The organism is Nocardioides bizhenqiangii, assembly GCF_034661235.1.
GTDB lineage: Bacteria > Actinomycetota > Actinomycetes > Propionibacteriales > Nocardioidaceae > Nocardioides > Nocardioides bizhenqiangii.
In genome coordinates, this window is the sequence record NZ_CP141059.1 from 1,136,601 (window position 1) to 1,149,524 (window position 12,924).

The following is a 12,924-nucleotide window of genomic DNA, read 5'->3' on the forward strand; positions in this document are numbered from 1 at the left end:
GGCCTAGGCCAAGCCTGCGTCATGGACGCAGATCGCGATCTGGACCCGGTTGGTGACCGCCAGCTTGTCGAAGAGCCGGGAGACGTGCGCCTTCACGGTCGGGACCGAGAGGTAGAGCTCCGCGGCGATCTCGGCGTTGCTGAGCCCGCGGCCCACGCACAGAGCGACGTCCCGCTCCCGGGCGGTCAGTCCTTCGAGCCGCTCGAGCGCGGCCGACGCCCGGTCGTCGACGCTGCCGGCCCGGACCCGGTCGATCAGGGTGCGGGTGACCGACGGCGAGAGCATCGGGTCGCCGGACGCGACCGCGCGCAGTGCGCTGACGATCTCGGCCGGCGGCGTGTCCTTGAGGAGGAACCCTTCCGCTCCGGCGCCGAGCGCCGCGACCACGTGGTCGTCGGCGTCGAAGGTGGTCAGCACGATGACGCGCGGCGGGGTCGGGTCACTGTGCAGCTCCCGGGTCGCCGCGACTCCGTCGAGCCGCGGCATCCGGATGTCCATCAGCACCACATCGGGCCGGAGGTCGCGCACCATCGCGATCCCGGCGACCCCGTCGCCGGCCTCGCCGACCACCCGCACGTCCGGCTGGCCGCCGAGCATGAGCGTGAGGGCCGAGCGGACCAAGGGGTCGTCGTCGACGATCACGACGTCGATCGTCGTACCGTCGTCGGCGCTCACCCGCTCCACGGTAGCCACGCCCTCAGCACGAAGGTGCCGGACTCGATGCCGTGGGTGAGGCGGCCGCCCGCCAGCTCGGCGCGCTCGGCCAGGCCCACCAGGCCGAGGCCGGCTCCCGGGGTCGCAGTCGGGCCGAAGCCCAGGCCGTTGCGGATCTCGACCTCGACGCCATCGTCGAGGTCGCCGGCGATCCGGATCCGGATGGTCGCGCCGGGCGCGTGCTTGCGGGCGTTCGTCGTGCCCTCCTGGACGATGCGGAAGATGGTCCGGCCGACCGCCTGGGGCACCGCGACGTCCGGCGGGAGATCGCCGTCCACGGTGATCTGGGCTCCCTCGCCGCGGAGCTCCGCGACGAGTGCGCCGACGTCCTCGTACGTGGGCTGCGGGCCGGTCAGGATGGCGCCGGAGCCGTCGCGCAGCACCCCGAGCACGCCGCGCAGGTCGGTGAGGGCCTCGTGTGCCTTCTCCCGGATCACTCCCGCGCTGGCCCGCATCTCGTCGGCGGTGAGGTCGTCGCGGAAGGTCAGCGCGCCCGCGTGCATCGAGATCTGGGAGATCCGGTGGGCGAGCACGTCGTGCATCTCCCGCGCGATCCGCTCACGCTCGTTGGACCGCGCCTGCGATGCCCGGAGGTCGCGCTCGGCCTCGGCCTCCTCGGCGCGCTGCCGCAGGGTCCAGATCAGCTCGCGGCGGGATCCGATGAACATGCCCCAGCCCAGGGATGCTGCAACGGCCAACACGGAGAAGAGACTGACCAGCCACGCGGGGTCCGTGTCGCTCACGGGCTGGACCTGGTAGTACACCCACGTCATCACCAGGCTCAGCACCCCGATGACGACCACCTGCCACCAGCGACGGCGCGTCGCGAGCGACACCGTCGCGAGGGTAATGGCCCCGCCGGCCAGCGAGCTGAGCGGAGTGGCGAGCACGGCGAGAACAGCGATCGTCATGGGCCAACGGCGGCGCCACCACACCAGGACGAAGACGCCGATGCCGAGACCGAGGTCCAGCCAGAAGAGAGCGGGCGCGTCCTCCGACTGCGCCTCCATGACCGGGACCCACACGACGAGGCCGATGCCGACGGCCAGGACGTAGCGCCACAGATGGCTGTACCAGCGCAGCGGCGGCTGGTAGTCGACGGTCGGGGGATGTCCCACGAGTCGCGAGCGTAGGCCCCCGGCACCTCCGTCCGGCAGCGCCGTCGGTCGACAGCACCCCCTACTTTGGTCGGGCCGACCGCTACGCGCGTCCGATGTGCGACCTTGCCCGGATCGGGCAGGCTGGTGCCCATGATCACGGTTGATCGCCTCACCAAGGCCTACGGAAGCTTCCGGGCCGTCGACGACGTCAGCTTCGTGTGCCAGCAGGGACGGGTGACCGGCTTCCTCGGACCCAACGGCGCGGGCAAGACCACGACCATGCGCGTCATGGCCGGTCTCACGAACGCGACGAGCGGACGGGTCACCATCGGCGGTCTCGAGTACGCCGCCATCCCCAACCCCGGGCGGCACGTCGGCGTGCTGCTCGACGCATCCGCACAGCACGGCGGCCGGACCGGTCGCGAGATCCTCGCCCTCGGCGCCCTCGCCATGGGACTGCCCTCGGACCGCGTCGACGAGATGCTCGCCCTGGTCGGTCTCAGCGAGGTCGAGGCCAAGCGCCGGATGCGCAACTACTCGCTCGGCATGAAGCAGCGGCTCGGCATCGCGCACGCGCTGCTGGGCGATCCCGAGGTGCTGATCCTCGACGAGCCGGCCAACGGCCTCGACCCGGCCGGCATCCGCTGGATGCGCGGCCTGCTCAAGTCCTACGCCGACCGCGGCGGCACCGTGCTGCTCTCGAGCCACCTGCTCAACGAGGTCGAGCTGATCGCCGACGAGATGATCCTCATCGGGCACGGAAGGATCGTCGCCCAGGGCGACAAGAAGTCGCTCCTCGCCGGCGCGCAGGGCGCGGCCACGTCGCTGGTGATGTCGCTCGACAACACCGGTCTCGCGACCGAGCTCGCCCAGCGCGGCCACCTCGTCGACCCCGTCGGCGACGGGCTGAAGGTCAACGCGCCGACCGACGAGGTAGGCCGGGCGGCGCTCGCGGCCGGGATCGTGCTAACCGACCTCCGGACCGGCGGTGTCGGCCTCGAGGACCTGTTCCTCGAGCTGACCTCGGCCACGGCACGGGACGGAGCGGGCGCCGTACCACCGCCTCCGCCGCCGGCCACGCCCCACGGCGTGCACGTGCCCCCGACCGCGAACATGCCGCCCGTCGACTCCCCGCTCACTCCCCCCGGAGGACACCGATGACTTCCGCGACCGCCGCTCCCACCCTCGACATCTCGGGCACCCGGCCGATCCCGTTCTGGCGCCTGGTGGTCGTCGAGCTGCGCAAGTCCTACGACACCCGCGCCGGCTTCTGGCTGCTCGCGACGATCGCCATCCTGGTGGCGCTCGTCGAGGGCATCATCATGATCACCGCGCTCGTCAACGACGGCCTGATCTACTTCGAGGACTTCGCGGCCACCGCCGGTGGGATCACCTCGCTGCTGCTGCCGGTCCTCGGCATCGTCCTCGTCACCAGCGAGTGGGGCCAGCGCACCGGCATGGTGACGTTCGCCATCGAGCCGCGGCGGATGCGGGTCGTCATGGCGAAGCTCGTCGTCGGCGTCGTGGCCTCGGTCGCGACCGTCGCGGTGATGCTGGTGATCGGGACCCTCTGCACGCTCGTGTGCGAGCTCGTGCAGCCCGAGCTGACCATCTGGAACATGGAGTGGTGGCTCCCGCTCGCCTTCATCGTCACGATGACCCTGACCATGACCGTCGGGTTCTCGATGGCCGCGCTGCTGCTCAACACCCCCGCGGCGATCGTGGTGTTCTTCATGTACTGGTACGGGCTCGCGATCGTGCTGTTCGTGATCGCCGACCTGATCTCCGGGTTCTCCGACATCGCTCCGTGGATCAACTTCCAGGCCGCGCTCGACCCCGTCTGGAGCTGGTCCCTGGACTCGGCCGAGGAGGTGGGTCAGCTCGTGGTGTCGGCGCTGCTCTGGATCGTGGCGCCGCTGGGCTTCGGGCTGTGGCGGATCCTCTCGGCCGAGGTGAAGTAGGCCGCGCCTCGTCGCCAGCACTTCACCGAGGGTTGCGGAACACGTCATCGTGATGCGGGTCTTCCGTACCGTGATGGGTCAGCGTCAAGGGCGTGACCAGCCAGCGCGGCACCCGGTACCTCCGGTACGCCGCCCTCGGTGACAGCACGACCGTCGGCATCGGCGATCCGGTCCCGGGCATCGACGGGCGCCAGGCCAACCGGCAGCGCGGCGAGTGGCGCGGTTGGGCGAGACTGCTCGCCGAGTCGCTGGCCACGTCGTACGACGTCAGCTTCTGCAACGTCGCGATCTCCGGCGCGACCACCGCGACCGTCCGGGAGGCACAGCTCGCCGACGCGCTCGCGCACCGGCCCCAGCTCGCATCGCTGATCGTCGGAGTCAACGACACCATGCGCTCGACGTGGGACGCAGAGCGGGTGCGCGACGACCTGCTGACGATGGCGTCGCGGCTCGACGCGGTCGGCGCCACGCTGATGACGGTGCGCTTCCACGATCACGGCGCGGTGATCGGGCTGCCGAAGTGGCTCGGCCGCTCGATGGCCGCGCGGATCGACCACGTCAACGCGGTCTACGACGAGATCCACACCCGGTGGGGAGGGATCCAGGTCGACCTGTGCGAGCTCGCCGCGCTGCACCAGAGGGAGTGCTGGTCGATCGACCGCTTCCATCCGTCCGAGATCGGGCACCGTGCGCTTGCCCGGGCCATGGCGACGCGGCTCAACCAGCAGGGCTATGACTTCCCGCTGCCGAGCCCCTCGCCGGCCGGCGGTCTGCCGGCCAGCTGGAAGCGGGACCTGGGCTGGATGGTGGCCGAGGGCGCGCCCTGGATGGGCCGCCGGGCCAAGGACCTCGCTCCCTGGGTCGCGCGGCGGGCATGGGCCGAGGTGAGGGGCGCCCCGGTCGGCTGACTAGAGTCCCCGGACATGAACTCACCCCACGACGTTCTTCGTCTCCCCCGCTTCGCTCCTCCGCCGAACAACGCCGCGGGGACCCCGAGGTGACCCGTGAGGACGGTCGCGCCGACGACGAGCTGCGGTCCATCAAGATCACCCGCGACTGGCTGGACCACCCGGCCGGGTCGGTGCTGATCGAGTTCGGCAGGACCCGGGTCCTGTGCGCGGCGTCGGCCTCGGACGGGGTTCCGCGGTGGCGCAAGGGCAGCGGCCTGGGCTGGGTCACGGCGGAGTACGCCATGCTCCCGGCCTCCACCAACACCCGATCCGACCGTGAGTCGGTCAAGGGCCGGATCGGCGGCCGCACCCACGAGATCAGCCGGCTGATCGGCCGCTCGCTGCGCGCCGTGATCGACTACCAGGCGCTCGGCGAGAAGACGATCCAGCTCGACTGCGACGTGCTCCAGGCCGACGGCGGCACCCGCACCGCGGCGATCACGGGGGCGTACGTCGCTCTCGCCGACGCCTGCGCCCACCTCGGCGTCAACAAGGCGCTCACCGACTCGGTGGCGGCCGTGAGTGTCGGCATCATCGACGGCGTCCCGCGGCTCGACCTGCCCTACGTCGAGGACGTCCGCGCCGAGACCGACATGAACGTGGTCATGACCGGTTCCGGCTCGTTTGTCGAGGTGCAGGGCACCGCCGAGGGCGCGGCGTTCTCCCGCGCGGAGCTCGATGCGCTGCTCGGGCTTGCCGAGAAGGGGTGTGCCGACCTCACCCGCCTGCAGCTGGAGGCGCTCGGAGCAGCTCGGTGACCGAGCCTGTCGAGATCCTCGTCGCGTCCCGCAACGCGAAGAAGCTGGAGGAGATGCAGCGGATCCTCCGCGACCACCTCGACCAGGTCGAGGTTCTCGGCCTCGACGACGTGGCACCGTACGACGAGCCCGTCGAGGACCAGCCCACGTTCGAGGGCAACGCACTGCTCAAGGCCCGGGCGGGCGTCGCCAGCTCGGGACTGCCGACGCTGGCGGACGATTCCGGCCTCTGCGTCGACGCGCTCAACGGGATGCCCGGTGTGCTGTCCGCGCGTTGGAGCGGCCCTCCCAAGTCGGATGAGCGGAACAACAATCTGCTGCTCGCGCAGCTCGCGGACGTGCCCGACGAGCGGCGCACGGCGTACTTCACCTGCGCCGTCGCGCTGGTGCTGCCCGACGGCACCGTCCGGGTCGTCCAGGACCGGATGGACGGCCGGATCACCCGCGAGGTGCGGGGGAGCGGCGGGTTCGGCTACGACGTGCTGTTCGAGGCCGACGACCGGCCGGGTGTCACGACGGCCGAGCTGGATCCTGCCGACAAGGACGCGATCTCCCACCGCGGCAAGGCATTGCGGCAGATCGCGCCGATCGTCGGCGACCTGCTGCGCTGATCAGGCGGTGCCGGAGGCGGGACTCGAACCCGCACACCCAAGGGCACGGCATCCTAAATGCCGCGTGTCTGCCAGTTCCACCACTCCGGCGATGGGCGATGAGTCTAGGCCGATGGCTTCTCGCGGTTCCCTGCCCGGCCCTCGTGGGAGAATCTGCCCTTGCCTCGCCCCGCGAAGTTCGGCGTCAAGCGGTGGCAGTTGGGGCACAGGAATCGCAGGTTCGCGGCCTCGTTGTTGTAGAAGTCCCCGTCGATGTGATCAACCTCGAGTGTTAACGGCAGTCCGCGCCAGGTTCCGGTGTTGCCGCACATGACGCATTGATAGGGAACGCCCGACTCAATGAGCGCGCGTTTGAGCATGTGCGGCTTCTCGCGCTGTCGGCCCGGTTCTCGCCTGACCAGAATCTGCTCGGGAGTCAGGCGCGGTGGCACCGACACTGGGTTGTACCGCTGGAAATGAGAGGTGTCGATCCCGAATGCCTTGATGGTGCGGCTGATGTGCGCATGTGCGCCTCCGTTCGGTCGGAGTCCAAGCATTCGAAGGACGCCAGCAACCGAAGTCGCCTCTGCGACGAGCGGTTCCAGCATCTCCTTCGTGTGCTTCCTCCGGACCACGACCGAAAGTTAAAGCAAACCCTCGACTGATCCGAACTCAGCAGATCTCGTCTGCGGATATCACTCTTCCCAGCCCCACGTGTCCAGGATGGAGTAGTAGGTGTCCTGGAAGGACGAGTCTCCCTGGCGGAAGCTGGCCGTGATGGAGTACTGCTCGTCGCCGGAGATCACCAGGTAGGCGATCTGGTGGACGTCGAAGTCGTTGGCGTTGGTCCACTTGATCTCGACGCCCACGGCTTCCTTGCCGCCGATCGTCCTCGGCTCGAGGTCGACGGGATTGCCACCGGTCGAGCTCTGCAGCACGGTCTTCCACTGGTCCTTGAGGTTGTTGACGTCGGTCTCTCCGAACGCGGAGGACGTCTCGACCAGGATGTTGCCGCGGGCGGTGCCGATGTCGTCACCGGGCGCGGCGATAGTGTCGATCGTGCCGGTGGTGTCGGGGGTGTCCGCCGTGAGGTCCTGCCACTCCTCGCTCGGGAACTGGTAGGTGTAGCCGCTGCCCAGGAGCGTCAGCGCCGGGTCGGTCGTGACCGCGGTGGTGCCGCCGGTCTCGGTGCCGCCGGTCTCGGTGCCGCCGGTCTCGCTGGTCGTCTCACTCGTCTCGCCACCCTCGGCGGAGGGGTCGTCGTCGCCGCCGGACAGCGCGACGATGGTGATGACCGCGATCACGCCGAGCACGACGACGGCGGCGATCGCCCCGATGATCAGGCCGGTCGGGGACTTCTTCTTCGGGGGCGTCCCGTAGCCCGGCGTGGCGGTGTAGCCGTACGGCGACGCCGGGCCGCCGTACGGCCCGCCGGACTGGTGCTGCGCGGCCGGCGGTGCCGACGGCGGCGGCTGGTGCGCGGACGCGGCGGGTGCGCCCGCCGCCGGCCACTGCTGCACGGGTGACTGCTGTGGCGGCGCCGCGACGTCGGTGGGCTGGCTCGGGACGTGCCCGGGCGACACCGCCGGCCGCGCCGCCGTGCTGCCGCTCGAGCCGGACGGGGGCTCGGCGGTGTAGGCATCGGGTCGCAGCCGGGTCGCGAGGCTGACGGGCACCTTGCCGAGCGCGTAGCCGAGCACGGCGCACGCCCACTGGGACCCGGTGACGTCGGCACTGCCGCGGTCGCGCGAGAGCCGCTGGCCGGCGCTCTCGACCGCGTCCTCGACCCCGGCGCCGCTGTCGAGCATGGTCACCATCCCCTGCAGCGCACCGAGCCTCACGGCGTCGGTCAGCAGGTTGATCGTGCCGGTCGACGCGCTGCCCTCGTCGAGGTAGTCGTCGAGTGCCCCACGGAAGGCGTCGGCGTCGGCGAAGAGCGACTCGCCGTGCTCGCGCGCCAGCTGGGCGAGGCTCTCGTGCAGCTCCATCGATGTCCCTTCGTTGCGAGGCCGCCGTCAGGCGACGCTCAGCTCCCTGCGCAGCTTCGCGACGTGGCCCGTCGCCTTCACGTTGTACTGCGCGACCTCAATCTTGCCCTCAGGACCCACCACGAACGTCGACCGGATCACGCCTTCGACGATCTTGCCGTAGAGCTTCTTCTCGCCAAAGGTGCCGTACGCGTGGTGGACGGCGAGTTCGGGGTCCGAGAGCAGAGTGAGGGTGAGCCCGTCGCGCTCCCGGAACTTCGCCAGCTTCGACGGGCTGTCCTTGGAGATGCCGAGCACGGTGTAGCCCGCGCCCTGCAGCGCGTCGAGCGAGTCGGTGAAGTCGCAGGCCTGCGTCGTGCAGCCCGGAGTCATCGCGGCCGGGTAGAAGTAGACGATGACCTTGCGCCCTTCCTCGAGCAGGTCGTAGAGGTTCACCTCGCCCCCGGTGTCGGCGGCGAGGGTGAAGTCGGGGGCGGCGTCGCCGACGGCGAGACGCTGGTCTTCGGGCACGCGGGTTCTCCTGGTTCTGACCGGGGTTCGCTATTGCAAACCGCTTGCAATAAAATCATGCGGGTGCCCCACCATCACATCACCCCGCGACCCTCGACGGTGCACCCGGCTGGCGGCAGAGCAGGCGATCGTCGCGCGCTGATCGGCCTCGTGGCGGCCGTGGTCGGGCTCAACGTCCTCGGCTGGGGTGTGCTGCTGCTCGCGGTCGCGCCGCAGCAGCTCAGCCTGGGCGACTCACGGGTCTTCGGCGTCGGCGTAGGACTGACCGCGTTCCTCCTCGGGGCCCGCCACGCGTTCGACGCCGACCACATCGCGATCATCGACAACACCACGCGCAAGCTCGTCGGCGAGGGCACCCGGTCGCTCGGCACCGGCTTCTGGTTCGCGCTCGGGCACTCGAGCGTGGTCTTCGGGCTGTCGCTGCTGCTCGCCCTCGGCGTACGGGCGCTCGCCGACCCCGTCCAGGACGACGGCTCGACCCTGCAGCAGTCCCTCGGCCTGGTCGGGTCGCTGGCGGCCGGCACCTTCCTCATCCTGATCGGGTTGATGAACATCAGCGCGCTCGTGGGCATCGCGCACGTCTACCGCCACCTCAAGGCGGGCACGTTCGACGAGGACCAGCTGCACCACCACCTCCACAACCGCGGGTTCTTCGCGCGGTTGTTCAAGGGCGCCATCTCCCGCGTGACCAAGCCGTGGCACCTCTACCCGGTGGGCCTGTTGATGGGGCTGGGCTTCGACACGGCCACCCAGGTGGCGCTGCTCGTGCTCGCCGGCGGCACCGCCGCCTACGCGCTGCCCTGGTACGCCGTGCTCGTCCTGCCGATCCTCTTCACCGCTGGGATGACGCTCTTCGACACCCTCGACGGCCTGTTCATGACCCGGGCCTACCGCTGGGCGGTGCTCGACCCCGCCCGCAAGCTCTTCTACAACTTCAGCGTCACTGCCCTCTCCGTCGCGATCGCCCTGTCGATCGGCGGGATCGTGCTCCTCCAGCTGATCGCCGAGGAGTTCGACCCCGCGTCGTTGCGCTGGGTCGCCGGACTCGACCTCAACTACGTCGGATTCCTGCTGGTCGCGGTGTTCGTCGTGGCATGGGTGGCGAGCGTCGGCGCCTTCCAGGTCCTCGGTAGGCGGCGGGCCGCGGCCGCCGGCGTCGGGATTGATAGCCTGCCCCGGTGAGCCAGCAGCCGTCTGACATCGAGCGTGAGATCGAGGAGGCGCGGGAGCGCCTCGCCGGCACCATCGACCAGCTCCTGTACCGCTCGAGCCCCAAGACGATCATCAGTCGTGAGATCGCCCAGGTGAAGGCGCACTACGTCGACGCCGAGACGGGCCAGCCGCGCACCGACAACATCCTCAAGACCGCGGGCGCGGTCGCGGGCGTGATCGCGGTGTTCGTCGTCATCCGCAAGATCGTCCGATGACCGAGCGATGACCCAAGGGTCCGACAAGACCCCGATCAAGATGCTCCACGACCGCATCCTGTGCGAGTCGGACACCGAGGCGGGGGAACGACGCTCGTCGGGCGGGATCGTCATCCCGGCCACCGCAGCCATGGGTGCCCGTCGGCTGGCCTGGTCGAAGGTCGTCGCCGTGGGGCCGCACGCCCGCTCGGTCGAGGCCGGCGACAAGGTGCTCTACGACCCGGAGGACAAGGCCGAGATCGAGGTGTCCGGCGAGCTGTACGTCGTGATGCGCGAGCGGGACGTGCACGCGGTCGCCGCCGGCCGGCTCGCCGACGAGGCCACCGGGCTGTACTTGTAGCCCTTGTAGGTCTCGTGACCCGGAGGCGGCCGGCGCGTTACACCGTCTGTGAGACGCGTCACGCTGACTGTTGCTGCCCTGCTCGTTGCGCCGCTGCTGGCGACCACGCCTGCCGACGCCGGCCCGTCGCCGCAACCGGCCGACCAGGCGCAGCAGGCCGCGCCGGCGTACGACGCGACCGTCCGGATCACGCGGCACGGCATCCCGCACATCGTGGCCGACGACTGGGCGTCGCTCGGCTACGGCAGCGGCTACGCGACGGCCGCGTCGTCGATCTGCAACCTGGCCGACACCCTGTTGACCGCGCGGGGCGAGCGCTCGAAGTACCTCGGGCCGGACGCGCGGTACGACGACCAGGTCACCCTCGACGCGACCAACCTCGAGGTCGACGCGTTCGTGACCGACCTGCACAACCGCCACGTCGTGGAGGACCTGCTCGCGTCGCCGGCCGGACCGACGTCGCGGGCGAAGCAGATGGTGCGCGGCTACGTGGCCGGCATCAACCGGTGGATCCGCGACAACACGATCACCGACCCGGCCTGCGCGGGTGACGCGTGGATCACGCCGACGGCGACGCCGCTCGACCTCTGGTACGGCGTCTACATGGCCAACCTGCTGGCGTCCTCGGGTGTGTTCCTCAAGGAGATCGTCGGCGCCGACCCGGCGACCCTCGACGACCCCGGCCTGCCGGACCTCGGGCTGCCGGCGACCAACGCGGAGGCGCGCGACTACGCCAAGACCGTGGACCGGGACGCGCTGCTGGCCGCGCTCGGCCAGGACAGCGACTTCGGGTCCAACGCGACCGCCATCGGCGGCGACGACAGCTCCACCGGCCGCGGCCTCCTCCTTGGCAACCCGCACTTCCCGTGGGCCGGGCGCTACAAGTTCGCCCAGCAGCACCTCACCATCCCCGGTGAGTACGACGTCGCCGGCGGCTCCCTGATCGGCTCGCCCGTCGTGAACATCGGCTGGAACAAGGACGTCGCGTGGAGCCACACCGTCTCCACGGCGTATCGCTTCACGCCGTACGAGTACGTCACGCCGGTGCCGGGCACGACGTACCTCACGGCCAACGGGCTGCTCAAGACGGCCGAGCACCGGACGGTCGAGGTCGAGGTGCTCCAGGACGACGGCACCCTCGAGACGGTCGAGGAGGACCTCTACCGGGTGCCGCAGGGCTACGTCATCGACGCCCCGGCGATGTTCATGGGCTGGCTGCCGACGAGCTTCTGGGCGATCCGCGACGCCAACGCCGAGCACCTGCGGACGATCGACACCTTCCTGTCGATGGGGGAGGCGACCAGCGTCCGCGACCTGATCGCGAGGCAGGACGCCGGCGGCGGCATGCCCTGGGTCAACACGACCGCGGCCGACCGGCACGGCGACGTGGTGTACGCCGACCACAGCGTCGTGCCGCACGTGACCGACGCGATGGCACGGCGCTGCATGACGCCGATCGGGTTGCTCCTCGACCAGGTCGCCGGTCTACCCGGCCTCAACGGCGCTCTCGCCGGCGGGCTGTGCAAGTGGGGGACCGACGCGGATGCTCAGCGGCCGGGCATCCTCGGCCCCGACAAGCTGCCCGAGGCGTTCAGCCGCGACTGGGTGATGAACGCCAACGACTCCTACTGGACGCCCAACGACACGGTCCGGCTCGAGGGCCACCCGTCGATCATCGGCTGTGAGCGGTGCGTGCGGACGATGCGGACCCGGATGGTGATGCAGTACGTCATCGACCGGCTCGAGGTCGGCAAGGAGACGCCGTTCACCCTCCGCTCGCACCAGCACGACAACCGGGTGCGGGCGGCAGAGGTGATGCGCGACGGCGGCAGGCTCGACCAGGTGTGCGACGCCACCGGCGAGACCGAGGCGTGCGCCGTGCTGAAGGCCTGGGACGGCCACTCGGACGCGACCTCCGTGGGCACGCACATCTTCGAAGCCTTCGTGCGGCGCGCGCCCACCGGCAACGCGCTGTGGACGGTGCCGTTCGACCCGAACGACCCGGTCAACACCCCGCGCGGGCTCAAGACGACGAAGGCGGTCGTCGACGCGATGGCGGCTGCGATCCAGTACGTGCGGGACGACGGCGTCCCCTTCGACGCCCCGTGGGGGACGTTGCAGGTCGCCGGCGACCGAGGCGCCCCGCCCCTCCCGCTCGGAGGCGGCGACGGTGACCTGGCCGGCAACGCCAATGCGCTCGGCTCGCGTGACCCGTTCGCCAACGTCGACCGGTACAAGCCGATCACCTACGGCTCGTCCCACATCCAGGCGGTCTCGTTCCTGGCTGACGGGACGGTCCAGCCGCGGACCATCCTCACCTACAGCCAGTACGAGGACCCGGCGTCGCCCTGGTCGTCGGACCAGACCCGGCTCTTCTCGCAAGAGAGGTGGGTGTCCTTCGCCTGGACGCCCGATCAGATCCAGCAGCAGCTGGTGGACACGATCGATCTGACCGGGCCGTAGTCCTCGGCGAACGCGCCTGTTGATTTAGGGCGATTCGCAGGCGTTCGCGCCCCCGGCGCGAGAAACTGGTGGTCGCACAGGCGCCCACCAGGGGAGGAAAGGCCGTGGCTGGGGCAAAGGGGA

At 70.3% G+C, this 12,924-nt stretch carries 14 protein-coding genes and 1 tRNA gene; 9 read left to right on the top strand and 6 right to left on the bottom strand.

Features of this window, described 5'->3' with window-relative positions; translation table 11 throughout:
- Positions 1-3: 3 nt before the first annotated feature.
- Together SHK19_RS05680 and SHK19_RS05685 are read right to left on the bottom strand one after the other, a co-directional pair.
- Positions 4-597 (bottom strand): response regulator, encoded by a 594-nt coding sequence (locus SHK19_RS05680; protein WP_405030485.1) that lies wholly within the window; start codon positions 595-597, stop codon positions 4-6.
- A gap of 74 nt (positions 598-671) precedes the next feature.
- Positions 672-1,832 (bottom strand): sensor histidine kinase, encoded by a 1,161-nt coding sequence (locus SHK19_RS05685; RefSeq protein ID WP_322938075.1) that lies wholly within the window; start codon positions 1,830-1,832, stop codon positions 672-674.
- 132 nt (positions 1,833-1,964) lie between these two features.
- Here SHK19_RS05685 and SHK19_RS05690 point away from each other — a divergent pair, with 132 nt between their 5' ends.
- The 5 genes from SHK19_RS05690 to rdgB all read left to right on the top strand — a co-directional run bounded on the left by SHK19_RS05690 (position 1,965) and on the right by rdgB (position 6,094).
- Complete coding sequence (locus tag SHK19_RS05690) at positions 1,965-2,975, top strand: ABC transporter ATP-binding protein (protein WP_322458260.1); 1,011 nt, start codon at positions 1,965-1,967, stop codon at positions 2,973-2,975.
- Positions 2,972-3,775, top strand: coding sequence for an ABC transporter permease (locus SHK19_RS05695; RefSeq protein WP_322458261.1), 804 nt, complete (start codon positions 2,972-2,974; stop codon positions 3,773-3,775). The genes SHK19_RS05690 and SHK19_RS05695 overlap by 4 nt, the downstream gene beginning before the upstream one ends.
- Positions 3,776-3,867: 92 nt before the next feature.
- A complete protein-coding gene (locus tag SHK19_RS05700) occupies positions 3,868-4,683 on the top strand; it encodes an SGNH/GDSL hydrolase family protein (RefSeq protein WP_322938076.1) in 816 nt (271 codons plus the stop codon).
- A gap of 89 nt (positions 4,684-4,772) precedes the next feature.
- Entirely contained in the window at positions 4,773-5,483 is a 711-nt protein-coding gene (gene rph, locus SHK19_RS05705; protein WP_322938077.1) for a ribonuclease PH, read from the top strand.
- Positions 5,480-6,094, top strand: coding sequence for an RdgB/HAM1 family non-canonical purine NTP pyrophosphatase (gene rdgB, locus SHK19_RS05710; protein ID WP_322938078.1), 615 nt, complete (start codon positions 5,480-5,482; stop codon positions 6,092-6,094). The genes rph and rdgB overlap by 4 nt, the downstream gene beginning before the upstream one ends.
- Before the next feature lie 8 nt (positions 6,095-6,102).
- Here the strand turns inward: rdgB and SHK19_RS05715 are convergent.
- The 4 genes from SHK19_RS05715 to bcp form a co-directional block, all read right to left on the bottom strand.
- A tRNA-Leu gene (locus SHK19_RS05715) sits at positions 6,103-6,184 on the bottom strand.
- A gap of 14 nt (positions 6,185-6,198) precedes the next feature.
- Positions 6,199-6,708: an HNH endonuclease signature motif containing protein gene (locus SHK19_RS05720; protein ID WP_322938079.1), complete on the bottom strand. Its 510-nt coding sequence runs from the start codon at positions 6,706-6,708 to the stop codon at positions 6,199-6,201.
- 60 nt (positions 6,709-6,768) lie between these two features.
- A complete protein-coding gene (locus tag SHK19_RS05725) occupies positions 6,769-8,061 on the bottom strand; it encodes a hypothetical protein (protein ID WP_322938081.1) in 1,293 nt (430 codons plus the stop codon).
- A 27-nt stretch (positions 8,062-8,088) separates the two neighbouring features.
- Entirely contained in the window at positions 8,089-8,571 is a 483-nt protein-coding gene (gene bcp, locus SHK19_RS05730) for a thioredoxin-dependent thiol peroxidase (protein WP_322938082.1), read from the bottom strand.
- 63 nt (positions 8,572-8,634) lie between these two features.
- Between bcp and SHK19_RS05735 the strand changes: the two genes are divergently transcribed.
- From SHK19_RS05735 to SHK19_RS05750, 4 genes are read left to right on the top strand one after another with little or no spacing between them, the layout of a single operon-like run.
- Positions 8,635-9,753, top strand: coding sequence for a Nickel transporter NicT (locus SHK19_RS05735; RefSeq protein ID WP_322938083.1), 1,119 nt, complete (start codon positions 8,635-8,637; stop codon positions 9,751-9,753).
- A complete protein-coding gene (locus SHK19_RS05740) occupies positions 9,750-9,998 on the top strand; it encodes a DUF3618 domain-containing protein (protein ID WP_322458269.1) in 249 nt (82 codons plus the stop codon). The genes SHK19_RS05735 and SHK19_RS05740 overlap by 4 nt, the downstream gene beginning before the upstream one ends.
- 7 nt (positions 9,999-10,005) lie before the next feature.
- Positions 10,006-10,338, top strand: a complete 333-nt coding sequence (locus tag SHK19_RS05745; RefSeq protein WP_322458270.1) for a GroES family chaperonin — start codon at positions 10,006-10,008, stop codon at positions 10,336-10,338.
- A gap of 48 nt (positions 10,339-10,386) precedes the next feature.
- A complete protein-coding gene (locus SHK19_RS05750) occupies positions 10,387-12,801 on the top strand; it encodes a penicillin acylase family protein (RefSeq protein ID WP_322938084.1) in 2,415 nt (804 codons plus the stop codon).
- Positions 12,802-12,924 lie beyond the last annotated feature (123 nt).

What these genes read in the sequence shown, in the direction of transcription:
- SHK19_RS05690 (WP_322458260.1), top strand. Translation starts at nt 1,965, where the DNA reads ATGATCACGGTTGATCGCCTCACCAAGGCCTACGGAAGCTTCCGGGCC.
- SHK19_RS05695 (WP_322458261.1), top strand. Translation starts at nt 2,972, where the DNA reads ATGACTTCCGCGACCGCCGCTCCCACCCTCGACATCTCGGGCACCCGG.
- SHK19_RS05680 (WP_405030485.1), bottom strand. Translation starts at nt 597, where the DNA reads ATGCTCGGCGGCCAGCCGGACGTGCGGGTGGTCGGCGAGGCCGGCGAC.
- SHK19_RS05725 (WP_322938081.1), bottom strand. Translation starts at nt 8,061, where the DNA reads ATGGAGCTGCACGAGAGCCTCGCCCAGCTGGCGCGCGAGCACGGCGAG.
- SHK19_RS05745 (WP_322458270.1), top strand. Translation starts at nt 10,006, where the DNA reads ATGACCCAAGGGTCCGACAAGACCCCGATCAAGATGCTCCACGACCGC.